Genomic DNA, 24,181 nt, shown 5'->3' on the forward strand with positions numbered 1-24,181 from the left:
CTGTTGCTAAGGAATGTGTAATTGATGTTTTTTTGATGAAAAAGTATAGTTTTTTGGGTGGTGTTTTTTTTAATATATTGTTTATTATATGATTTTATTGTTTGTAAATGAATGTGAACAGATGTAATCAGTATTTGCTTAATTAAGAAGGCTCAGCTTGACCTTCTAGAAGTGAGAATAGGATTTAATAGGGCACTTTGTACTTATTCACCACATATCAATTTTAATAAGTTCTCTACTACATTTGCCCAGCAACAGTGGTGTTTCGATCTATTGTAGTTAGTTGTGAGTTTACGTAATTTGCAATGACTGTAATAACAAAGCCGATGCAACAAATTTTGGTACGTTAATATTAGCTTCTTTAAGTGCACGTATAGCGCCAATAGCAATTAAGTCGCTTGCAGCAAATAAGGCGTTAAATTTAATATTATTAGCGATAAGTGAACGGCGTGATACCTCAATTATTCAGTGGGTATAGTATTAGCCATTTTTCGCTCTCTTATTTTAACGTTATTAGCAAGTAATGCGCTAAATGATGTAAAACAAGCTGATATTAAAAATAGTTATGTAAAAGAGTTAGGGTAATTTGCTAATAGCGGCATTTTTTTACCAAAATAAGCGTGGGATGTATAGGTGTAAATAAAGCAGGTTATAAGTTGGGTGAGGACACAAACTCAGCTACACCTAAAGTTTGGATACATGCAAAATATATTAAGCAGGTACGTTTACTCCGTGGTAAACGGGTTGGGATCATTATTTGGTGGTTTTCGAGTCATTTAAGTAATGATTTAGAAATTATATGACATAAAAAAAGATTTTAATTAGGCGTTTTTTTTTCTAAATTAAATTCCGTTTTTTGCAACGGTATAGGGTTTGTGAAGTGTGATGTGAATATTTATGCTAATTAAGTGAGATAGTATTTTGATAGGGGTTTTAAGTCAATTGTATAAGAGTTGTTCTTTAATGGTGTTTATGGCGCTGTTTTTATAAATAATGGAGCCTGCTTTTTATTCATTTTGTTGGTTTTGCAAACAACTAATAATGTAAATTATATGTTTGTTTTTTTGTTTTTATTTTGTTTTTTGGTTTTATCCTTGGTTTTTTGTTAATTTATTGTTTTTTATGGTGATTTTCCTGTTAATTGCTGTCGCATTTTGTTGGCAAGTTTGTTTTTATTGTGTTATTAATTTGTTTCTCCTTACACGTTGAGGGGGTTAAATACTTTAAATTAGTAGGCGTTATATAAAGTATTTAACGTAAGACATAAAAAATAATAATCTAATTATCTAGGGATAAATCAAAAATGAACCATAATTTTTCTAAGACATTTAAACGCTCATTCACTGCTGCAGCAGTTGCAATGACGTTAAGTGCGGCAATGCCAGCAATGGCAGATAACGTTAACGGCGCTATCAAAGGTAGCTTAACTGCTCAGTCAGGTGTTTCATTAGCGGGTGCATCAATAACAATAACAGATGAAAGCAAAGGTTATTCTAAAACACTAACTGCTGATGCAAATGGTGAGTTTGATCTTAAGCAAGTGCCAGTAGGTAAGTATGATATTACAGTATCCCAATCTGGTTTTGACCAAGCTCAAGTTAAAGATGTTGTTATAGGGGTAGGTAAAACAGCTCTCATTCAAATTCCACTAACTACAGGTAATATCGAAAGAATTGCTGTTGTAGGTGGCTCTATTCGTGCAATAGATGTTTCTGCATCAGAGTCTTCATTAAATATTAGCTCTGAAGAATTATCGCTACTACCTATATCTCGCTCAGTAACTTCAGTAGCATTGCTTGCGCCTGGCGCAACTGAAGGGGACAGTCGTTTTGGCGACCAAGCTTCATTTGGTGGTGCTTCTGTAGCTGAAAATGCTTATTACGTGAATGGTCTAAATATGACTAACTTCCGTAATGGCCTTGGTGGTGCAACAATCCCATTCACCGCGTACGACAGCTTCCAAGTTAAAACGGGTGGTTATTCTGCAGAGTTCGGGCGTACTACTGGTGGATTAATCTCATCAGTTACTAAATCTGGTTCTAATGATTTTCACTTTGGTGTTGAAACGATTTATTCATCTGACTCGTTAAGTGAGCAAGCTCCTAACTCACTTTACAAACAAAATGATCGTTGTGACGATGCAGACGGGCATTGTATTGGTGATTTATATGTTAATAACCAAGACGACTACGATAACTCATTTGAAACAAGTATTTATGCTTCAGGTGCGATAGTTGAAGATACATTATTCTTCTATGGTATTTACACAGCAAGAGATAATGACTACGAATACGGTAATGCATCTCAAACAGATTTAACAGTTGAAAAAGATGATGACCCATATTACCTAGCGCGATTTGACTGGAATATTAACGAAGATCATCAACTAATGCTTTGGGGCTTTAGTGACAAACGCACTTATTCAGAAAAAACAATTTCAGATCCTGAAGGAAATGGTAATTATACCGAAGATGGTGGCACAGCTTATCACAAGCGAGGCGGAGAAAGTTTTGCATTGCGTTATACTGGTAATCTAACAGATGATCTAAGTATGTCAGCAATGTATGGGCAAGTTAAATTTTCAGAAACTGATTACTCAGACTTTGATGATTGTCCTACAGGTTATGATGGCGATTTAGGTCAGGATACTACATGTTATGTAAACTTTACCGTTGGTGAAAATGAAGATAAACGTGAGCAATTGCGCGTTGACTTTGATTACTACCTAAACGATGAGCATACGTTAAAATTTGGCTATGATTCTGAAACTAATACAGCTGATTCAACAACACAAAACTCTGGTGGCGTTTACTACTATTATCGTACATACGAAGAAGGCGCTAGACTGGCTAATGGTTACGTTTTACCAGAAGAAATGAAGACAACACGTGTACGCGATTATAAAAATGGCGGTTCGTTTGAAGTAGAAAACTGGGCTATTTATATTGAAGATCAATGGTCAGTTACTGAAGATTTAACATTAACATTAGGTCTTCGTAATGATAGTTTTACTAACTACAATGCAGATGGCGAAGAGTTTGTTGCTATTGATAACCAAATTGCTCCTCGTATAGGTGGTTCTTGGGATATTAATGGCGATGGCGACAGTAAGTTGTTTTTTACCGCAGGTCGTTATTACCTACCAGTAGCTGCTAATACAAATATCCGTTTAGCCGGTGCAGAAACATATATCCAAACTTGGTATGAGTATGAAGGTTTAAATGCTGACGGTACCCCTGTAGGTTTAGGTACTCAGCTAGGTGACCCTGCTATTTCTAATGGTGGTGACGGCACTGCAAAACCATCAAATACCTTATCTGATAAAGATCTTGAACCAATGTATAACGATGAGTATATGATTGGTTATCAAGCAGCAATTAATGATGATTGGTCATGGGGTATCAAGGCTACTTACCGTGTTTTAGGTAATCAAATTGATGATGGTTCTTATATCTTTAATGATGAAAATGGTGAATATTTAGGTGAGAACTGGTTCTTATTTAATCCTGGTAATGGCGCTACTTTCAATTTCGATCTTGATGGTGACGGCACCACTGAAGAATATAGCTTTACTGCACAAGAGTTAGGTTACCCGGAAGCTAAGCGTAAATATGCATCAGTTGATTTAACATTAGAGAAAACATGGGATCAGGTTTGGTCTTTAAAAGCGCTATACACATGGTCTCACAACTACGGTAACACCGAAGGTTTTGTTAAATCTGATAATGGTCAAGATGATGCTGGTCTTACGCAAGATTGGGATTACCCTTATTTAATGGATGGTGCTAATGGTAATCTACCTGCAGATCGTCGTCATAACATTAAAGTTTATGGTGCTTTTGCTGTTACAGAAGACTTCTTAATTGGTGCTAATGTTAATATCGCATCTGGGCGTCCTTGGACTGCTTTAGGTCAAGGTTATACTCCAGACCCTGATCAATACCAATACGGTGATACTTACTACGTGGGTGACAAACGTTTCCCTCGTGGCAGCATGGGTAATACACCATGGACAGCACGTTTAGATCTTAACTTTACTTATAACCTTCGCTTTAACGATCAGAAAGTTCGTTTAGCTATGGATGTATTTAACGTATTTGATGCTGCTACTGAAACTCGTTACGATGAAGCTGCAGAAGTAGCTGCTGGCGATGGAAGTGCTACATTTGGTTTAGCTGAGTCTTACCAATCACCACGTAGAATTCAATTATCAGCGTCTTACGATTTTTAATAACTTATTAGTCTGAGTTAAAAAAGAATTTAGCAAAAAGCCTCATTAGAGGCTTTTTTTATATTTAAATTTTGAATTTTATGAGATAGGAATACATCAGAACGAAAAGTGAAATAAATAGATAAAAGTATAGAGAATAAAATTTAAGTAGTTGTAACTGCCAATTAGAATGGTTTGTTAATTTTGCTTTATTTTATCAGACAGGCTCAGCTCGACTTTCTAGGAATCAAAATAGGAGGTAATAGGGTGCTTTGTACTTCTTCACCACGTATTAGTTTTAATAAATTCTCTACTAGCATTTGCCCAGCTACAGTGGTGTTTTGCTCTATCGTCGTCAGGGGTGGGTTTACGTAACTTGCAATGGCTATGTTATCAAAGCCCACTACCGCAACATCTTTTGGTACATTGATATTAGCTTCTTTAAGAGCCCGTATTGCACCAATAGCAATTAAGTCGCTTGCAGCAAATAAGGCGTTAAATTTAATATTATTAGCGATTAGCGAGCGAGTGGCGTGATACCCAGATTCTTCGGTGGATATAGCGTTAGCCATTTTACGTTCGTTTATAATAACATTGTTAGCCAATAGCTCATCTTTAAACCCCTGAAAGCGACTAAAAAATTCAGGGCTGTGATCAGATGCATCACCAATAAAAGCGCAATCAGTTCTGCTATGAGCAATAAAGTGCTCAGCGGCAAGCTTACCGCCACCGTAATTGTCACAACAAACAGTTAAATCGGGACGGTTATCAACGGTTGCACCCCAACAAACAAACTTCGTATTTTGTTCAAGTAAGGTGCTAAATTTTGGTTGGTAATCAATGTAATCGCCATAACCGAGTAAAATAATACCATCAGCTCTGTGGCTATCTTCGTAGTCTGCTTGCCAATCTGCACTGGCCGATTGAAATGAAACTAATAAATCGTAACCTTCTTTAGCGCAAGCACGGGTAATGCTGCCAAGCATGGCTAAAAAGAAAGGGTTAATTTGTGATTCGTCAGAAGTAGGGTCTTCAAATAAAAGTAATGCAAGCGTACTACTTTGCTGAGTACGTAAGTTACTGGCATTTTTATCAACTTTATAATTAAGTTTTTTAGCTATATCGAAAACACGCTTACGTGTTTCTTCATTAACAAGGTGGCTGTTACGTAAAGCGCGAGATACAGTTGATTGAGATACCCCTGCATAGTGGGCAATATCAAATGAGGTGGCTTTACCTTTCATTGTTACAACTTAATTAATTTGATAAATAATTGTGTCATTTTCGTTTATTAATGAATAATTTCAAGCTTTTTGTGAATTAACGTATATTTTTATTGATAAACGGCTGACACCGGTGTCATAATATCAATGTTTTATCATTTTGTTGTCAAAACGTATTCGCTGTCTATATCTTTATAGGCAGCATTTTTTTACTGTGATAGCTACTTTGAGGTGATAGCTCAAAGTATAAATAACAATGGTACACCATTGTAAAATAATAAGCATGAGTCGCTTAACAAAAGAGATAATACTATGAGCCCAAACGCTTCTGCACAATTTGATCCCATCTTAGTTGCTGATGTTGGCGGCACTAATGCCCGCTTTGCTTTAATCACTGCTTTTAATGAACACACTAACCAATTTGTAATAGAGCACATTAATATTTTTCCTAGTGCTAATTTTGGCTCACTTCAAAGTGCGCTTGAGCAATATTTACAAACAGTCCCGCATATTACACCTAAACGCGCATGTTTAGCCGTTGCAGGCCCAATCAAAGCCGGGCAAGTGCATTTAACTAACTTAGGTTGGCATTTTAGTGTTAGTGAATTTAAAACTCATTTTGATTTACAACAACTAGAAGTTATAAACGATTTTGCTGCCTTTGCATACGCCGCCCCGTATTTAGATCCTAAACAAAATGTCATTGTTAAATCGGGTCAAGCTGATGATAATGCAAACATTGGTGTTATAGGTCCAGGTACTGGCTTTGGTGCAGCGTGTTTAGTTAGAACGTCGCAATCTACCGCTGTTTTAAGTTCAGAAGGGGGGCATATATCGCTTGCACCTGTTAATGAGCTCGATACTTTACTATTAAATGAGTTACGTAAAGATCATCCCCATGTTTCTATCGAAACAGTATTTTCAGGCCCTGGCATTGCGCATTTGTACAAGGCCATGGCTGCAGTTAAGGGTGTAACAGCTAAGAATTTAGACGCGGCGCAAATAAGTAGTCTAGCAAATAGCGGTGAATGTGCTGTGTGTGATGCAACGCTTAACCAATTTTGTGATTGGATTGGCAGTGTTGCCGGCGATTTAGCCGTTGTTTACGGTGCTTTAGGCGGATTATTTATCGGCGGTGGAATACTGCCTCGTATGCAAGCAAGACTTCTAGAGAGTCGTTTTGTTGAACGATTTTCGCAAAAAGGTATTATGTCGCAGTACGCAGGGCAAATCCCTGTAACACTTGTAACACAAGACAATATACCGCTTATTGGCGCTGCTGCGTGTTTACACAATAGCAAATAGGGCTTAGGGCTTATTGGTTGTATTTGGATAATGGATAGATGAAAAAAGTAACCATAAATAGTGTAGCAAGCCATGCTGGGGTTTCTAAAAAAACCGTTTCGCGTGTTTTAAATAATGAGCCAAATGTAAGTGCCGCTACCCGAGAAAAGGTACTCGCGGTATTTAAAGAACTTGATTACACACCTAATCCTATTGCGCGTGGCCTTGCACAAAATCGTAGCTTTATTATTGGTTGTCTTTACGATAATCCCAGTAAAAGTTACATCACTCGGGTGCAAACGGGCGCTTTAGAAGCATGTAAAGAAAATAACTATAACTTATTGATACACCCTTGTGAGTTTCGTGGTGAAGCCCTTATTAATAATATTGAGCAATTACTACAGACTTCTCGATTAGATGGCATTGTATTAACACCTCCTTTTGGTGATTTTGCTGAACTCGTTTCTTTTTTAAAATCTAAAAAAATTCCTTACGCAAGAGTTGCATCGGCTTTACTTCAAGATGACTCAATTTCTGTGCGTAGCAACGATGAACAAGGCGCATTTGAAATTACTGAGCATCTAATTAGCCTTGGGCATAAATCTATAGCGTTTATTAAAGGGCACCCGGATCACAGTGCCACTCAACAACGCTTTAAAGGCTACAGGCGTTCACTTGCAAGCCATGGAATAGAGTTTGATGAGCGCTTGGTAGAGGAGGGTAACTTTAGTTATCACTCAGGTGTAGATAGTGCACGCAGTATTTTAGATTTGTCTCCTAGGCCAACCGCTGTATTTGCATCAAACGATTACATGGCGGCAGCGGTATTAAAATTAGCTACCCAGCGCCAATTAAAAGTGCCTGATGACATTTCAATAGCCGGCTTTGATAATGCACCCATTGCACGTCATATTTGGCCTGGTTTAACGACTATTGCACAGCCTGTTGAAGAAATGACAAAACAAGCCGTAACGCAGCTTATATCTCACATAGCTCAGCCTCAAGAACAACCATACCAAGTAACGCTTGAGTCGCGCTTAATTACACGTGAGTCTACCTCTGCGATAAAATAGTGAGTTAAAAACATTTTCACAGTAGCCCGAATATGAGTGACGCTTATTCGGGCTTTTTTTTGCTCTGAACTTGCTAAAATATACTTTGTGCCTAAAAATCAATTAGGTCATTATTCGGTCATGTTAAAATATTAAACTATTTTTGTTACCTAGGGTTGACACCGGTGTCATTGCTATGCGTTAATACAGTGACACCGGTGTCAGGGCGGTTGTGAGAGGCTCCCTGGTAGCGTACCTTTGAACGGGTAAATCAAAGATGCTCAGTACAGTTATTTACGTGGAGTCTGTAGTTGCTACTGAGCCTTTATCCTCTAACTAATAGAGATGAGTTAAATTATGTTACATCCTCGTATTCAAGAAGTTACCCAGCGCGTTATCGAACGCAGTAAAAATACCCGTCAAGATTATTTAGAACGTATTTCGCACGCAAAAAAACAAACAAGAGTTCGTGCCGGTTTAGGTTGCGGAAATATAGCCCATGTTATGGCTGCATGTAGCAGTGATGACAAAGCGCGCTTAAAGGCTGATGAGCAGCCAAATCTTGCTATTATCAACTCATATAACGATATGCTTTCGGCTCATGTGCCATACAAAGATTACCCAGATTTAATTAAAGACATTGCTACCAAATTCGATGCTACAGCACAAGTTGCTGGTGGCGTTCCTGCAATGTGTGATGGTGTTACGCAAGGGCGTGACGGCATGGAGCTTTCGCTTTTTTCTCGTGATGTAATTGCTATGTCTACGGCAATTTCTCTTTCGCACGATGTGTTTGATGGTGTTTTTTGTTTAGGTGTTTGTGACAAAATCGTCCCGGGTTTATTAATTGGTGCATTGTCGTTTGGTCATTTACCTGTGTTCTTTTTACCAGCAGGCCCAATGCAATCAGGTATTCCTAATAAAGAAAAAGCACGTATTCGTCAAAAATTTGCACAAGGTTTAGTAAGCCGTGAAGACTTATTAGAAGCTGAAAGCGCGTCTTATCACAGCGCAGGTACTTGTACGTTCTACGGTACTGCAAACTCAAATCAAATGTTAATGGAAATAATGGGCTTACACCTTCCTGGTAGCTCGTTTATTAATCCTTACACTGAGCTTCGCGATGGTCTTACAGGTAATGCTGTAGAAACTATGCTTAAGCAGCTTACAGATGATAAAGAAAGCCCATGTTTAGCTGATGTGATCAGCGAAAAAACGATCATAAACGGCTTAGTAGGCCTGCTTTCTACAGGTGGTTCTACTAACCATGCTATTCATATTGTTGCGATAGCAAAAGCGGCGGGCATTCAGGTTACGTGGAAAGACATGTCTGATTTATCAGAAGTTGTACCACTACTTACACGTATTTACCCTAACGGCTCAGCTGATGTAAATCACTTCCAAGCAGCGGGCGGTATGGGTTTCTTAATGCGAGAGCTAGCAAGCGCTGGTTACTTACACACAGACGTTAAAACAATGCTAGGCGATGGTTTAGCACCTTACATGACAGAGCCTCGTTTAGATAAAGACGACAGCCTTATTATGAGCAACTCAACCGGCCCAACTAAAGTTAAATGGGTAGATTGCCCTGCAAACTCACACGATGAAGAAGTACTTCGCCCAGTGAGTAACCCTTTTAGTAAGCAAGGTGGTCTGCAACTTCTAACGGGTAACTTAGGTAAAGCCGTTATCAAAGTGTCAGCGGTTGCTATTGAACATCAGGTTGTTACTGCTCCTGCAAAAGTATTTAGCTCACAAAGTGCTCTGCAAGATGCATACACGCGTGGCGAATTAAACCAAGACTTTATTGCCGTGCTAAAAGAGCAAGGCCCTAAAGCGAAAGGTATGCCAGAGCTACATAAGTTAACGCCAGTAATGGCAACGCTTCAAGATGAAGGCTTTAAAGTAGCCATTGTTACTGACGGTCGTATGTCGGGTGCATCAGGTAAAGTACCAGCTGCTATTCACTTAGCACCTGAAGCTGTAGAAGGCGGCATTATTGCTAAAATCCGAGAGGGTGATTTAGTGACACTTGATGCGCCAAACGGAATATTAAAAGTACACGTTAGCGACGAAGATCTTGCTAAACGTGAAGCAGAACTTAGCCAACCAAGTGCCACATTTGGTACAGGCAGAGAATTATTTACTGGATTTAGAAACATCGTAAGCAGTGCCGATTTAGGCGCGAGTGCTTTTGGACTTGAATAAATATTAGCCATACTGGGTAATGAGGAACAAGTAATGAGTATTGAAAAAATCTTAGCATCGGCACCTGTAGTGCCAGTGGTTGTAATCGAAAAATTAGAAGATGCAGCACCACTTGCAAGAGCGTTATATAACGGTGGCTTAAAAGCCTTAGAAATAACACTACGTACACCTATTGCTGCAGAAGCTATAAAGCTAATGAAAGCAGAAGTACCTGAAGCCTATATAGGTACTGGTACGGTAGTAGATAAAGCAAGTTTTGATCTTTCGGTTGCCGCTGGTGCAGATTTTATGGTGAGTCCAGGTGTGAGCGATGAGCTTATTGCGTTGGCTAAAACATCAGATATACCATTTTTACCAGGTGCTGCAACAGCAAGTGAAGTTATGCAACTTGCGTCACATGGTTTTAAGTATTTAAAATTCTTCCCTGCAGAAGCAGCAGGCGGAACAGCCATGCTTAAATCAATCGGTGGCCCATTACCACATATTACTTTTTGCCCAACTGGCGGCATTAGCCTAGCAACTGCACCGAACTATTTAGCGCTTAACAACGTTATTTGTGTTGGTGGTACGTGGATGCTAGATAAACAACTAATTGAAAATAAAGACTGGCAAGCAATTGAAGCGCTTGCTCGCCAAGCAAGTGAACTTAAATAGGAGTCTAAAATGATTAATGTAGCAATTAACGGTTACGGCCGTATCGGTAGAAATGTTTTACGTGCACTTTATGAGTCAGCTCAAAACAGCGAAATTAAAATTGTAGCAATTAACGATTTAGCACCTGCTAACGTTAATGCACATTTAACGCAGTATGACTCAGTTCATGGTCAATTTTCTAAAAAAGTAACACTTGAAAATAACACTATGTTAATTGACGATGACGTAATTACGTTAACGCAAGAGCGTGACCCTGCAAATTTACCGTGGAAAGCACTAAACGTAGATATCGTTTTAGAATGTACTGGTTTTTTCACTAAACGCGAAGATGCAGCTAAACATATTACTGCAGGCGCTAAAAAAGTAATCGTTTCTGCTCCAGGTAAAGATATGGATGCAACAGTGGTTCATGGTGTAAACAGCGATGTAATTAACGCTGATAGCCACATAATCTCTAATGCTTCTTGTACTACTAACTGTTTAGCACCGCTTGCAAAAGCAATTAACGACACAGTAGGTATTGAAAAAGGTAGCATGACTACTATTCATTCTTATACGAATGATCAAAATTTATCTGACGTATACCACCCTGATCTATACCGTGCTCGTAGTGCAACTCAATCTATGATCCCAACTAAAACAGGTGCTGCGGCAGCTGTTGGTTTAGTATTACCAGAACTTGCTGGTAAATTAGACGGTATGTCGGTACGTGTACCAACAATCAACGTATCTTTAGTTGATTTTACGTTTATCACCAAACGCGACACGACTGCAGAAGAAATCAATGCAATCATGAAAGAAGCGTCAACGGGTTCAATGAAAGATATTTTACAATATAATGAGCTTCCGCTTGTTTCTATCGACTTTAATCATAACCCTGCGTCATCTATCTTTGATGCAACGCAAACTAAAGCCGATGGCAATTTAGTTAAAGTAATGGCTTGGTACGACAACGAATGGGGTTTCTCAAACCGCATGTTAGACCAAGTAAAAGCATTAGGTCAGTACTTATAATTGACTCTGTAAAAGTTTAGCTTTATCCAACCAAGCCACGCATTGCGTGGCTTTTTTGTGTTTGGTTTATCTGTATATTTGCAACTTAGACTATGGAGGGAACTATTTGTATTTTTTATACCCTAAATTTTGTTAATATTGGGGCATGGAAATCTCGTTATATTTAAACGACGCAAGGAATAATAACAATGATCAAAGCTTTATCACGAAAGATATTTCGCACAAATCATCTACAAATAGGTGAGGGCAACATAAGTGGCTACATAGCCTGCTTTTTAGCAATACTGAGTTGCTTAGGCGTATTAGCGTTTCACTTTCCTGAATACTTAACCACACCAGAGCTGAGAAAAAGCTACAGCGTCGACTTTTTACGCCAACTTATGTTCGCATCATTATTGGTCTCGGGCAGTTTAGGGCTACTTAACTTTGTACGTAATACCAATAAACGCTTAGGAGCTACAGCGTGGTTTTTTATTATTCTGGCAATTATGTTTGGCGGACCAAACGTTGAGGTAAACGAGTTTGCCAGCGACACGCCTTACATAGGGCTTGATTGGTTTATTTTAGATTTGCTCGGCTCAACGCTTATATTTATCGTGATTGAAAAGCTACTACCACATCGTAAAGATCAAAAAATATTACGTAGCGAATGGCGGGGAGATTTAAACCACTTTTTTGTAAATCATTTAATTATTGGTTTTGTATTACTCGTTACTAACCACTTTGTGCATTATGGCTTTGGCTGGGCTGTATCAACGACTATTCAAGGTTATATAGAGCAAACACCATTTGTAGTGCAGTTGTTTTTAATTATACTCGTGGCCGATTTAATGCAATATTGGGTGCATCGTGCTTATCACGAAGTTCCTTTACTATGGCGTTTTCATGGTGTACATCACAGCGCCAAAGAAATGGATTGGTTAGCGGGCTCTCGCCAGCATATTCTTGAAATACTGGTTACTCGCAGTTTAGTGCTCACGCCCATATTTGTACTTGGGTTTTCACAGCAAATAATTAGTTTATACGTCATAATTGTGGGTTTACAGGCTGTGTTTAACCATGCAAATGTACGCGTTAGGTTTGGCTGGCTTAAGTACTTTATGGTTACACCGCAGTTTCATCATTGGCATCATGCGTCAGATAAAGCCGCGATTGACCGCAACTACGCTGCGCATTTTTCGTTTTTAGATTACGCGTTTGGTACTGCTGTTAAAGGCCAAAAAGAGTGGCCAGAAGCATACGGTGTAGTCGGGGATTACATGCCGGTAGGTATGCTTAAACAACAGGTTTACCCGTTTAAGCGCACTAAATAAATTCGAAAGTTCGAATAAATACACAATATAAACTAAAAGGGAGCAACGCGTTATACGTTGCTCCCTTTTAGAATTTATTTAATTAATACTGAGTTATATATTTAGTTCTTCTAATAACTCAGTAAATTTAGGCCTTTGATTTAATACAGGTTGCATAGCGCGTTTTGCCATATCGGACATTTTATCAAATAGCTCACTTTGCCTATCATCGCCGGTTACCGTGCCTAATAAGTCTTCAATTAAACAGCCCAAGGCTCTTACTTCTATAAGCTCTAACTGCTTTTGTTGATACTCACTTAACATGGCTAAATTAGTAGCAGCACCAAAATCACCAAACAAAACATCATGGTCTTGGTTAATCATAGTATTGTGCGCATAAATGTCACCATGGCTCACTTTATTAGTATGCAAGTGGTGCAGTGTGCTTGCCATTTGTTTTGTAATTTTTAAAATAGCGTGAGTTGAGTAATGGCAATCATTATTAAAGGTATCACGCGTACAGGTTTCGAGGCTTGGAGGCAGGCCTAAATTAGCGAAGCTTTTATCTATTAGTTCCATTACTAAGCCTAGCTGATCACTTTGTTCAATATAAGCAAGTACCTTAATTAAACTAGCGTGGTCGCCTGCTTGTAAGCAGCAATTTACTTCATCAAGCGGGTAGCCGTCGCTGGTAATTGCACCTTTAAATAATTTAATTGCTACAGCGCTATCAGCCGATTTTGCTAAATGAATAACGCCCGAGGCACCTTGACCAATAACATGGCTAAGAGTGTAATCGTTAAGAGGCTTATTTTCTAAGCTGCACTTTGTAAGGCACTGGGCCTTATTAAAATCGTTACCGGCAAACGCCAGCCAAGTAAGTTTAGGCAGTTCAAAAAGCCAGTCGTCTACGTGTGTTAAGTTATTAGCAGAGAGCCTAACAAGCTCAAGATTTTTACACTGCGCCATGCTACTTGGCAGCTGCTTAATTTTATTGCCCGCAAGCGCTAACTTTTTAAGCTGTGTAAATTGGCCAAAACTTTGAGGCAGCTCAGTAATATTGTTATCGGTTAGTATGAGCCATTCAATATTTTTTGGTAAACAATAATCACTAAACTCAGTTATTTTACAGCCTTTAAATGCAGCCATTATCAGAGCAGGGCATTTAGCTAAAACTGCAGGAATATGCTTAAACTGATTAAACGATAAAAACACTCGCTTAAGGCGTGTTAAACAGGCAAATTCATCAGGTAGTGTTGATAAGTTATTATTTGATAAATCGAGCACTTCAAGCGTATCAGCTAAGCTAAAAATTTCTTCAGGAAATGTGGTTAGCTCTTCTACTAATTGCAGGTGAGTAGCACCAACAAGCTTGCCACTTTTAAGCTCTTTAAGGGAGTTCATATATTTATACCACGTTCTAAAAATGAAAAAGCCAACATAGCTGTTGGCTTAAAGTCGTTCTAACTTACTAAATTGTTCTTTAGAATTGCGCGTTATGGTAAACGTTTTGTACATCGTCGCAATCTTCTAACATTGCTAAAAAGCGTTCCATAACTTCAACGTCTTCGCCTTCAATCGGCGTTTCAATTTGTGGCACAAAGCTAATTAGGTCTTCGTCAAATTCAGTCACGCCCATTTCTTCAAGCGCTGTACGTGTATTGTTGTACTCTGTGTGAGGAGCAAAAACAGTGACTTTACCGTCATCAACTTCTACGTCAGTTACATCAACATCAGCCATCATAAGAGCTTCAAGTACCGTTTCGTCGTCATCACCGTCAAATACAAAAATAGCAAGGTGATCAAATAAATGTGAAACAGAGTTTTGAGCGCCAATTTTAGCATTTGCTTTGGTAAAACAAACACGTACATCAGCAAAGGTACGTTTGTTGTTGTCTGTTAAACAGTCAACAATAATCATGCAGTTACCTGGGCCGTAACCTTCGTAACGAGTTGCTGAGTAGTCTTCACCGCCGCCGCCTTTTGCTTTGTCGATTGCGCGGTCAATAACGTGTGCTGGCACTTGGTCTTTTTTAGCGCGCTCAATTAAACGACGTAATGATAAGTTACCATCTGGGTCTACACCGCCGTTTTTAGCACAAATATAAATTTCTTTGCCGTACTTAGAATAAACTTTAGTTTTAGCACCCGCAGTCTTAGCCATTGAATCTTTTTTGTTTTGGTAAGCTCTTCCCATCTGCGTTTCGCCTTAATATATGTAAATAATAGAATAAAATTATAGTACGTATTCTAAAGGTAAATGCATTCAAGGGCTAGTAAGTATTAAAGCTGATTAAAACTGTCGCGTTTAAAAGCCATATAAAGTGCATGTTATTAAGGGATTTTAGGGAGGGCTAAAAGGTGGTTTTCAGAGCAAATTTAACTAAATAAAAAGGCAACTCATTTAATGAGTTGCCTAAGGGTAATAAAATTAAACGAGACTAACTAAAGCCCCATTTTATTTACCAAATGCGTACACGTTCATCTTCAGGAAGGTATAACGCATCGCCTGGTTTTACATCAAACGCTTTGTACCATGCATCGTGGTTACGTGGCGCCTGTGCTCTAAAGCGACCTGGTGCATGTGTGCCACCACGAAGTTGGTTAAGCATGCTTTGTTCAGTACGTTTTTCTTTCCATACTTGTGCCCATGCAAGGAAGAAACGTTGATCGCCAGTCACACCGTCAATAACAGGCGCTTCTTTACCATTTAAACTTAGCTTGTAAGCATGATAAGCCATCGACAAACCACCTACATCACCAATGTTTTCACCAAGGCTATTTCGACCATTTACAAAGTTACCTTCGATTGGCTCGTACTTACTGTACTGGGCAGCAAGTTGGTCTGCTTTTTTGTCAAATGCAGCGCGATCAGCATCAGTCCACCAGTTACGTTGCACACCGTTTTCGTCTGATTTTGAACCTTGATCGTCAAACCCATGACCCATTTCATGACCAATTACAGCGCCAATACCGCCATAGTTTACAGCCGGATCGGCATTTGGATCGAAAAATGGCGGTTGTAATATCGCAGCCGGAAATACAATCTCATTAAATGAGCTGTTGTAGTAAGCGTTTACGCGTTGTGGCGTCATGCCCCAGCGGTTACGATCTGTTTTTTGTAGCTCTTTTTCAACACTTTCTGCGTGGAAAAACTCACGCATGTTTTTCACATTACCGATTAAATCGTTTTTGGTAATGCTTAAACCGTCATAAGACTGCCAAACATCGGGGTAACCAATTTTTGGTACAAATGCAGCAAGCTTAGCGCGCGCATTTACTTTTGTGGCATCGCCCATCCACTCTAGGTTATCAATACGTTCACCCAGGGCTGTACGTAGGTTTTCAACCAGCTCAGACATTTGCTGTTTTGATGACTCAGGGAAGTAACGCGCTACGTATATTTTACCAATAGCAAAACCAAGAGAGGTCGTACCCGACATTTCGCTTATTGCACGTTTCCAGCGAGGGCGAGGCTCTTGCTGCCCGTTTAGTTCTTTACCAAAAAAAGCAAAGTTAGTATTAAATACGTCTTCTGATAGTAAACCTGCGTTACCGCTAATAGCGTGATACGTTAGGTAGTCTTTCCATACTGCAATGTCCTCTTGATTGATTAGTTCAATCATCGCTTTTATTGGCTCAGGCTGAGACACATTCAACTGAGGTACTTTATAACCAGTTTGTGCAAAGTATAAATCCCAGTTAAAACCAGGATAAGCAGTGCTTAAATCGGCACGTTCAACTTGGTTTAGGGTTAAATCGCGATTACGACGTTTTTCACGAGGCCAATGACCTTGTGCAATTTTAGTTTCAAGATCAACAATAGCTTGAGCACGCTCAGCGGTATTTTCAGTGCCTGTAAATTCAAGCATATCAGCAATGTGTGCAACATAGGCTGCACGCGTTTTAACAAAGCGCTCGTCGTCTTCAAGGTAGTAAGAGCGATCGGGTAAGCCTAAACCACCAGCACCTAGTGACATTTCATATTTATTAGGGTCTAAGCGGTTAAACCACATGCCGCCACCCAAAGGGGCTTTATTACCAGTTAACCAAGACTTTCCAAACATTTCAGCTAAATCGTCAGTTGACGATATATCACTAATTTCACTTAACAATGGTTTGATTGGCGCCACACCTAGCTTATTAAGAGTTTCGGTATCCATATACGCATTGTAAAAATCAGCAACGAGTTTTTCTTCTGCGTTTAAATCTTTACGCGCCGCTATTTCTTCAATAATAGCTTTAACATCGTCTTCGCTGCGCTCAGCTAATCCTGAAAATGCACCGTAGCGAGTTTTATCTGCAGGCATTTCATAGTTGTCATACCATGTGCCGCTGGCATACATAAAAAAGTCATCGCCTGGTTTAACGGCTTCGTTACGCGCTGTTAAATCAACACCAAAACTACCTAATTCGGCTTTTTCTGCCACTGTTGCTGTAGCTACTTTAGGTTGTTGCTCGTCTGTTTTTGTTGTTTGCGGCTCTGAACAACCGGTAATAAATGTGGCAGCTAATGCTGCGGCAATTAAACTCTTTTTCATTATGTTCCCCTGAGGAGCTTTTTTGATTCAAATAGGTATGAATCATTTTTATTGTTACGAATATTTAACTTATCGATTGTTATTGATATTAATCAGACAAACAAACCTTTTGAGGTGAATCACCACAGCGCTCGATAAAACTTAGATTAAGTAAGAAGAGGCCAAGCCCAAAGCGAGAGGTAAACTCACGCCTACGCTTTAACAGCAATGTTTAGGTTTATTCATGGGGCAGGGCTTAAATTTATCTGTAGGCGCGGCTTTATGCCGCGCTTGTTTAAATTAGCTTAAAAGCGCGAGGTAAACTCCCGCCCACAGTTAATAGCGATGCTTAGATGTATTCATGGACTGGGGCTTTAATTTATCTGTAGGCGCGGCTTTATGCCGCGCTTGTTTAAATTAGCTTAAAAGCACGAGGTAAACTCACGCCTACGGTTTAATAGCGATGCTTAGATGTATTAGTGGGCTGGGGCTTAAATTTATGTGTAGGCGCGGCTTTATGCCGCGCTTGTTTAAATTAGCTCAAAAAGCGCGAGGTAAACTCACGCCTACGCTTTAACAGCAATGTTTAGATGTATTCGTGGGCTGAGGCTTAAATTTATGCGTAGGCGGGCTTTATGCCGCGCTTGTTTAAGTTAGCTCAAAGCGCGAGGTAAACTCACGCCTACTATCCCTTATTTTTTATGCTGTAGTTCCCACATACGAGCGTATTCTCCGGCGAGTGCAAGTAACTCATCGTGCTTACCTTGCTCAATAATTTGTCCGGCTTTGAGCACAATAATGGTGTCTGCATCGGTAATAGTAGAAAGGCGATGGGCAATAACAATACTCGTATGGTTACTGGCAACTTCACGCATTGCTGCGAGTATTGCTTGCTCAGAATGAGAATCGAGTGCAGATGTTGCTTCATCAAAAATTAAAATAGGGGACTTTTTCAAAATGGCGCGCGCAATAGCAATACGCTGTTTTTCGCCGCCGGATACTTTTAAACCGCGCTCACCAACCAGCGTTTTATCGCCTTTATCAAGAGTTGCTATAAAGTTTTTTAAATGCGCCATAGCAATGGCTTCATCAATTTCTGCATCGCTTGCTGATGGCCTACCGTAAGCGATATTTTCACGAATAGTCGTGTTAAACAGCACGGTATCTTGCGGGACTATTGCAATGGCTTTTCGTAAACTATTAAGTGTTACTGAATTTATGGCTTGATTATCAATACTAATTTCACCACCGCTTACATCATAAAAACGATAAAGAAGTCGGGCTAATGAGCTTTTACCAGCACCACTGGCACCAACAATGGCTACTTTGCTGCCAGCTTTAACACTAAAGCTAAGGTTATTAAGAATAGGGCGATGCGCATCGTAACTAAAACTTACATTTTTAAATGTTATTTCACCTTGGCTAATATTGAGTTCTTTTGCATTAAGTGCATCGGTTATTTGTGGTTTTTTGTTAAGTAGCCCAAGCATATTTTCAAGATCGGTTAGCGCGCGTCTTATTTCGCGGTACACAAAACCTAAAAAGTTAAGCGGTAAAAATAGCTGAATCATATACGCGTTAATCATCACAAGTTCACCAATAGAGAGCGCACCTGCAACTACTTCGGTTGAGCCCAACCACATTAACGCGGTAATAGCACAAGCAATAATAAGTGCTTGGCCTGAATTGAGCGCGAGCAACGACATTCTATTTTTTAAACGGGCTTTTTCCCAGTTTGCTAAAAAGGTGTCGTACGTTTTTGCTTCAAACTGCTCATTATTAAAATACTTTACAGTTTCATAATTAAGTAGGCTGTCTATGGCGCGGGTATTACTTTGATTGTCGGCAGCGTTTGCTTCGCGAATAAAACGGTTTCGCCACTGAGTAACCACCACAGTAAAGGTAATATAAATAGCAACTGCCAGTAATGTAATAAGCGCAAACCAAACAGAAAACAACGTGCCAAAAATAATCGCAACGGTCAGTATTTCAAACAAAGTAGGCACAATGTTAAACATTAAAAAACGCATTAAAAAACTTAACCCGCTAGTACCGCGTTCTATATCGCGGCTAATACCGCCAGTTTGCCTGTCTAAATGAAAAGCCAGCTCAAGCGAGTGCAAATGCTTAAATACTTTTAAACCAATATCACGCATGGCGTGCTCGGTTACGCGCGAAAATACAGCATCTCTTATTTCACCTAAAAACACGCTAGCAAAACGCAGCGCGCCGTACATCAATAACAATAAAGCGGGAATAACTAGCAGTGGGTTAATCGACTTATCAACCGAGTCTATTATTTCTTTAAGTGCCCAAGGCATTAAAAGCGTGGCACCTTTTGCGCCTATAAGCGCCATAAGTGCAATAAAAACACGGCCTTTAAATTTTGTAAGGTAGGGCCACAGTGTTTTTACACTTTGGCGTAAATTCATGGCGTCTGGTCGTTTTTCACTGCTTTGTCTGGGGCGCATTAAAAGTCTCAGTAAAATTAAAATAGATAGTAAATAACTAAAGGCTATTGTATTTCAAATACTAGCCCTTATATACTACGCATCCCTTATTTTAGTTTTAAAACGTGAATGTTTAAATTTAGAGTGTTTTTAACTGCCTTTTTGCTACTTGCTGCACTTTTTAGTGTGCAAAGCAATGCTATGGACGCCTCACAAAATTTAAATATTAATGTAAGTACGCAGGTTTCGCTTACTGATATTACCGATCTAACTAAAATACAGCCTATTACTAAGTCTGTAGATACTTCGCAGCATAAAAAAACGCATCAAACCGATTTTGACGCGCACCAACCAAGGTTAACAGCCAATAATTCATCATTGTTTTTGCACACTGTTCAAAGTGAGCCAGAATACGATGTGGTTTTTGAATTTTTTGCTCAAAATCTTGTTAGGCATATATTCTTACGACCAAGAGCGATTAATCCTATACAGCCTTGGTATACGCTTGTAACTAATAGTAAAAAGTCGCGCTTGAGTGGCTGGAAAGACGTAAACTTACTCTACAGAGCTGTAACTACCTACCACGCTTAATTTTCCTTATTTAATTTTATTAGGTTTTAACTTTTAAAGTTTTAGCCTGCAGATTAATTGTGCTTTTAAAAAGCACGTTGCTAGCTTTGCTGGCAATAAGGATTCAACATGTTAAGTTTTAAAAAAGATAAAAAGCCGTCTTCGGCTAAGTTCAAATTAAGCTATATAGCCATGCTAATAGTATTGGTTTTATTAGCTATCAGCGCATTACCAAACCTATATCCAAATAAATCGTGGTTGCACGTAAGTAGTACGCCGCACAGCGAAACGCAATCTTTACCGAGCACTAAAACGCTAGTTACTTTTTTAAATAAACAAGGGCTAGAGGTTGAGCAGGGTTTAGATAAGCAATCGACTATTAATATACTTTTAAACGAGCCAACTAAAAGCGCTCAGGCGCAAGCGGCTATAAAAGCGCAATATCCAAACACGCAAGTTAAAATTGTTGAGCATGCAACCAGCCCAACATGGTTACAAGATTTTGGTTTATCACCAATAAAGCTGGGCCTTGATTTAAATGGCGGTGTGCTATTTGTACTAGACGTAGATTTAGATAAAGCCGTTGATGAGCAGTTAGTCAGTGCGTATCAACAAGCTAAATCAATTATTATTAAGCAAAAAGCACATGGCGTAAAAGCGCAGCAAACTCAGCAGGGGTTTGAAATAAACGCATTGCCTAATGCAACCGACAAGTTAACCCCCGTTATTGAAGAGCTACAAAGCCGATTTGTTAATTTAGCCGTTGTAACAAGCAATAACGGCAGCGTTAAAACTGCCAAATTTAGTTATTCAGAGCAAGGCCGCAGCAGCTTTGATAAAGAGGTTATGGGGCAAACACTTACAACCCTTCGTTCGCGTATTGAAGAGTTAGGCATTACCGAAGCGGTAACACAGCAACAAGGCAAACATCGCATTCGTATAGAGCTACCAGGCGTGCAAGATCCAACCGAAGCAAAACGTATTATTGGTGCAACAGCATCGCTTGGTTTTTATCAATTAAAAGAAATTGGCGGCAAAACATTTAATATGCAATCGGGCGGTACGATTGAGCTTGACCCTGTGCCAATTTTTACAGGGGACCATATCAATAATGCAAACATAGGCCGCGACGATTGGGGTAAACCACTTGTTCAACTTAGCCTAGACGGCCAAGGCGGCGATGCAATGTCGGCGTTTTCAAAAGCCAATATTGGTAAGCCAATGGCGACGGTTTACTCTGAGTATTCTCAAAACGCTAAAGGCGAAGTAGTTAAAAAAAGCGAAGTTATTAATGTTGCCAATATTGCTCAGCATTTAAGTTCGCGTTTTAGTATTACCAATATGAAAAGCCAACAAGCGGCAGCCGATCTTGCATTGTTACTACGTGCAGGCTCGCTTACAGCACCTGTTACAATTGTGCACGAGCAAACAATAGGGCCAAGCCTCGGCAGCGAAAACATTAGTAATGGCTTAGCTGCGCTTATGTTAGGTATGGGCATTACCCTTGCATTTATGGCGCTTTGGTATCGCCGTTTAGGCCTTATTGCAAACGTAGCACTTATATTAAATTTAACGTCGCTTGTGGGTTTAATGTCATTATTACCAGGGGTTGTGTTAACGCTTCCGGGTATTGCAGGCCTAGTGCTAACTATAGGTATGGCGGTAGACACTAACGTAATAATATTTGAACGTATTAAAGAAGAGCGTCGCCAAGGGCGTGCACCGTATCAGGCTATTCAAGAGGGGTATAAACAAGCCGCAAATACAATATTTGATGCCAATATAACCACCATGATCACTGCACTTATTTTATATGGCATAGGCTATGGGCCCGTTAAAGGTTTTGCCATTACACTCGCACTGGGGCTTTTAACGTCTGTATTTACAGGTGTGTACGTATCAAAAATATTAAGCCAAACGTTGTATTTAAAAATGGGTAAAAAAGCAGGAGTAAAAGCACATGCTTAACACTTTCTTGAAAGGTGAAAAGGGTACACGTTTACGTTTTATGGGTATGCTTTTAAGTGCTATTTTAGTGCTGCTATCGGTATTTACGCTTGCGCAAAAAGGGCTAAATTTCGGCCTGGATTTTACCGGCGGTTATTTAACTGAGTTTACAACCAACCAAAGTGTTGAACTAAAAGAGCTTCAATCGTTTATTGCTAAAAATCACAACGGTGATTTTGAGCTAACCGCGCAAGGTAATAGCCATTTTCAATTAAGAGAAGCGCCAAGCGCATCAACTAATAGCCTTGATTGGCAAAGCGCCGTTATACAAAACGATGATATAAACGCACAGGTTTTATCATCGGCCTATATTGGATCACAAGTGGGCGATGAGCTATTTGATCAAGGTTGTTTAGCCATGTTTGCTGCAATGATTGCGGTAATGCTTTACCTTGCAGTTCGCTTTGAATGGCGTTTAGCTGTTGGCTCTGTGGTTGCGTTAGTGCACGATTTAATACTCGTACTTGGGTTATTTTCACTATTACAAATTGAGTTTAACCTAACCGTGCTGGCCAGCTTACTGGCTATTATTGGTTACTCACTTAACGACTCAATAATAGTGGGAGATAGAGTACGCGAGCTTTTACGTATTCAATCAAACAATGTACTTAGCCCAGCGACTATAATTAATAATGCGATTAAAAGTACGCTAACACGCACTTTAATAACATCGGGTACCACACTTGCTACGGTTGCCAGCGTTTGGCTACTTGCAGGCGCACCACTGCAAGGTTTTGCTATTGCATTATTTACCGGCATTGTAGTGGGTACGTTCTCGTCTATTTGTATAGCGGCAACCTTGCCAGAGCTAATGGGTTTAAGCGCTAAAAACTACGAAGTTAAAGTAGATGCCCACACGCAAACATTATTAGATATGCCATAAGGTTTTTAATAAAGCACAAGCAAAGAGCCGTACCAACCAATCGACGGCTCTTTGCTAGTTTAATGCTTATTTAAATCCCGCAAGTATTCCAACCAACCTTGCGGGGTTAAAACAATGGTTTTAAGCCCCGCAAAAATGTTAAACTAACTGCCTTATTTTTTACAGCCTGTATTGTATTAATCCCCATGAATAAAACCCACGTTATCGAACATCTTCGTTTTGCACTAGAAGCGCAGCTTACAACAGCAAAAGTGGCGGCAAAAACCGCGCACGACACCGCCACACATGAAGAAAACATAGCCGAAAATAAATACGATACCCTAGGGCTCGAAGCCGCTTATTTAGCACAAGGCCAGGCCCAGCGCGTAAACGATTGCTATAAAAGCATAGAATTGTTTGAGCCTGCCTTTAACGAAAAACCAACCGACAAAATAGCCGTCGGTTCGCTGATATGTTTAGAAGATGATAACGCAGCCCAAAAATGGTTTTATTTAGGCCCAGCCGCTGGTGGATTAACAGTTGAAGTAAAAGGCTCAACGATACAAGTTGTTACCCCCGAAGCACCGCTGGGTAAACTACTTTTAGACAAACACCTTGATGATGAGGTTAGCCTAACTATTATGGGAAAAAACCATGAATATGATGTGATTGAGCTTTTATAAAAAGTTATTGATGTGATTTAACGTAGGTTGGATAAGCGAAACGCCACCCTGCAAAAAAGTCTTTTTAAAATATTAAAGCCTCACTTTGATTAAAGTAATATAAGCGCTTATAGATTGGTTAATCGATTGTTTACAATAGGGTTAACTAATGG

The 24,181-nt window shown here is 39.5% G+C and carries 16 protein-coding genes and 1 pseudogene; 11 read left to right on the plus strand and 6 right to left on the minus strand.

The features are described from left to right. Positions 1–203: 203 nt before the first annotated feature. Positions 204–548, minus strand: a pseudogene (locus I6F54_RS20240) (substrate-binding domain-containing protein); the annotation flags it as partial. 755 nt (positions 549–1,303) lie between these two features. Here I6F54_RS20240 and I6F54_RS02620 point away from each other — a divergent pair. After that, a complete protein-coding gene (locus I6F54_RS02620) occupies positions 1,304–4,231 on the plus strand; it encodes a TonB-dependent receptor (RefSeq protein ID WP_197119200.1) in 2,928 nt (975 codons plus the stop codon). A gap of 206 nt (positions 4,232–4,437) precedes the next feature. Here I6F54_RS02620 and I6F54_RS02625 read toward each other — a convergent pair whose 3' ends face one another. Then, positions 4,438–5,454, minus strand: coding sequence for a LacI family DNA-binding transcriptional regulator (locus tag I6F54_RS02625; protein ID WP_197139516.1), 1,017 nt, complete (start codon positions 5,452–5,454; stop codon positions 4,438–4,440). 291 nt (positions 5,455–5,745) lie between these two features. Between I6F54_RS02625 and glk the strand changes: the two genes are divergently transcribed. The 6 genes from glk to I6F54_RS02655 all read left to right on the plus strand — a co-directional run bounded on the left by glk (position 5,746) and on the right by I6F54_RS02655 (position 12,958). Beyond that, positions 5,746–6,738 carry a glucokinase gene (glk, locus tag I6F54_RS02630; protein WP_197139517.1) on the plus strand — a complete coding sequence of 331 codons (993 nt, stop codon included), beginning with the start codon at positions 5,746–5,748 and terminating at the stop codon, positions 6,736–6,738. A 38-nt stretch (positions 6,739–6,776) separates the two neighbouring features. Continuing rightward, positions 6,777–7,790, plus strand: coding sequence for a LacI family DNA-binding transcriptional regulator (locus I6F54_RS02635; protein WP_165740595.1), 1,014 nt, complete (start codon positions 6,777–6,779; stop codon positions 7,788–7,790). Positions 7,791–8,126: 336 nt separating this feature from the next. Then, positions 8,127–9,977 (plus strand): phosphogluconate dehydratase, encoded by a 1,851-nt coding sequence (gene edd / locus I6F54_RS02640; protein WP_197139518.1) that lies wholly within the window; start codon positions 8,127–8,129, stop codon positions 9,975–9,977. A 33-nt stretch (positions 9,978–10,010) separates the two neighbouring features. Next, the gene (gene eda / locus I6F54_RS02645; RefSeq protein WP_165740597.1) at positions 10,011–10,631 is read left to right on the plus strand and encodes a bifunctional 4-hydroxy-2-oxoglutarate aldolase/2-dehydro-3-deoxy-phosphogluconate aldolase; all 621 of its coding nucleotides are present in this window, start codon (positions 10,011–10,013) and stop codon (positions 10,629–10,631) included. Positions 10,632–10,640: 9 nt separating this feature from the next. Beyond that, on the plus strand, positions 10,641–11,645 hold the full coding sequence (gene gap, locus I6F54_RS02650; protein WP_166419083.1) for a type I glyceraldehyde-3-phosphate dehydrogenase: 1,005 nt from the start codon (positions 10,641–10,643) through the stop codon (positions 11,643–11,645). Between the two features lie 188 nt (positions 11,646–11,833). Continuing rightward, a complete protein-coding gene (locus I6F54_RS02655; RefSeq protein ID WP_165740598.1) occupies positions 11,834–12,958 on the plus strand; it encodes a sterol desaturase family protein in 1,125 nt (374 codons plus the stop codon). Between the two features lie 93 nt (positions 12,959–13,051). On the opposite strand, the gene I6F54_RS02660 is transcribed toward I6F54_RS02655, so the two are convergent. The 4 genes from I6F54_RS02660 to I6F54_RS02675 form a co-directional block, all read right to left on the minus strand. Next, positions 13,052–14,341, minus strand: coding sequence for a leucine-rich repeat-containing protein kinase family protein (locus I6F54_RS02660; RefSeq protein ID WP_197139519.1), 1,290 nt, complete (start codon positions 14,339–14,341; stop codon positions 13,052–13,054). 79 nt (positions 14,342–14,420) lie between these two features. After that, entirely contained in the window at positions 14,421–15,134 is a 714-nt protein-coding gene (locus I6F54_RS02665) for a YebC/PmpR family DNA-binding transcriptional regulator (RefSeq protein WP_024592923.1), read from the minus strand. Between the two features lie 265 nt (positions 15,135–15,399). Further along, on the minus strand, positions 15,400–17,478 hold the full coding sequence (locus I6F54_RS02670; protein ID WP_197139520.1) for a M13 family metallopeptidase: 2,079 nt from the start codon (positions 17,476–17,478) through the stop codon (positions 15,400–15,402). Positions 17,479–18,149: 671 nt separating this feature from the next. Then, entirely contained in the window at positions 18,150–19,928 is a 1,779-nt protein-coding gene (locus I6F54_RS02675; RefSeq protein WP_197139521.1) for an ABCB family ABC transporter ATP-binding protein/permease, read from the minus strand. Between the two features lie 108 nt (positions 19,929–20,036). Between I6F54_RS02675 and I6F54_RS02680 the strand changes: the two genes are divergently transcribed. From I6F54_RS02680 to I6F54_RS02695, 4 genes are all read left to right on the plus strand, one after another. Next, entirely contained in the window at positions 20,037–20,498 is a 462-nt protein-coding gene (locus I6F54_RS02680) for a hypothetical protein (RefSeq protein WP_197139522.1), read from the plus strand. A gap of 108 nt (positions 20,499–20,606) precedes the next feature. Then, positions 20,607–22,445 (plus strand): protein translocase subunit SecD, encoded by a 1,839-nt coding sequence (gene secD, locus I6F54_RS02685; protein ID WP_197139523.1) that lies wholly within the window; start codon positions 20,607–20,609, stop codon positions 22,443–22,445. Further along, positions 22,438–23,367 (plus strand): protein translocase subunit SecF, encoded by a 930-nt coding sequence (secF, locus tag I6F54_RS02690; RefSeq protein WP_197139524.1) that lies wholly within the window; start codon positions 22,438–22,440, stop codon positions 23,365–23,367. The genes secD and secF overlap by 8 nt, the downstream gene beginning before the upstream one ends. A gap of 185 nt (positions 23,368–23,552) precedes the next feature. After that, positions 23,553–24,029, plus strand: coding sequence for a GreA/GreB family elongation factor (locus tag I6F54_RS02695; RefSeq protein ID WP_197139531.1), 477 nt, complete (start codon positions 23,553–23,555; stop codon positions 24,027–24,029). The last annotated feature ends 152 nt before the right edge of the window (positions 24,030–24,181 follow it).

This window comes from Pseudoalteromonas sp. SWXJZ10B (assembly GCF_015864475.1).
In the GTDB taxonomy this organism is placed as follows: domain Bacteria; phylum Pseudomonadota; class Gammaproteobacteria; order Enterobacterales; family Alteromonadaceae; genus Pseudoalteromonas; species Pseudoalteromonas arctica.

Excerpts from the sequence above, each read along its gene's own strand:
- I6F54_RS02620 (WP_197119200.1), top strand. The coding sequence starts at position 1,304 with ATGAACCATAATTTTTCTAAGACATTTAAACGCTCATTCACTGCTGCA.
- I6F54_RS02625 (WP_197139516.1), bottom strand. The coding sequence starts at position 5,454 with ATGAAAGGTAAAGCCACCTCATTTGATATTGCCCACTATGCAGGGGTA.
- glk (WP_197139517.1), top strand. The coding sequence starts at position 5,746 with ATGAGCCCAAACGCTTCTGCACAATTTGATCCCATCTTAGTTGCTGAT.
- I6F54_RS02635 (WP_165740595.1), top strand. The coding sequence starts at position 6,777 with ATGAAAAAAGTAACCATAAATAGTGTAGCAAGCCATGCTGGGGTTTCT.
- edd (WP_197139518.1), top strand. The coding sequence starts at position 8,127 with ATGTTACATCCTCGTATTCAAGAAGTTACCCAGCGCGTTATCGAACGC.
- eda (WP_165740597.1), top strand. The coding sequence starts at position 10,011 with ATGAGTATTGAAAAAATCTTAGCATCGGCACCTGTAGTGCCAGTGGTT.
- gap (WP_166419083.1), top strand. The coding sequence starts at position 10,641 with ATGATTAATGTAGCAATTAACGGTTACGGCCGTATCGGTAGAAATGTT.
- I6F54_RS02655 (WP_165740598.1), top strand. The coding sequence starts at position 11,834 with ATGATCAAAGCTTTATCACGAAAGATATTTCGCACAAATCATCTACAA.
- I6F54_RS02660 (WP_197139519.1), bottom strand. The coding sequence starts at position 14,341 with ATGAACTCCCTTAAAGAGCTTAAAAGTGGCAAGCTTGTTGGTGCTACT.
- I6F54_RS02665 (WP_024592923.1), bottom strand. The coding sequence starts at position 15,134 with ATGGGAAGAGCTTACCAAAACAAAAAAGATTCAATGGCTAAGACTGCG.
- I6F54_RS02670 (WP_197139520.1), bottom strand. The coding sequence starts at position 17,478 with ATGAAAAAGAGTTTAATTGCCGCAGCATTAGCTGCCACATTTATTACC.
- I6F54_RS02675 (WP_197139521.1), bottom strand. The coding sequence starts at position 19,928 with ATGCGCCCCAGACAAAGCAGTGAAAAACGACCAGACGCCATGAATTTA.
- I6F54_RS02680 (WP_197139522.1), top strand. The coding sequence starts at position 20,037 with ATGTTTAAATTTAGAGTGTTTTTAACTGCCTTTTTGCTACTTGCTGCA.
- secD (WP_197139523.1), top strand. The coding sequence starts at position 20,607 with ATGTTAAGTTTTAAAAAAGATAAAAAGCCGTCTTCGGCTAAGTTCAAA.
- secF (WP_197139524.1), top strand. The coding sequence starts at position 22,438 with ATGCTTAACACTTTCTTGAAAGGTGAAAAGGGTACACGTTTACGTTTT.
- I6F54_RS02695 (WP_197139531.1), top strand. The coding sequence starts at position 23,553 with ATGAATAAAACCCACGTTATCGAACATCTTCGTTTTGCACTAGAAGCG.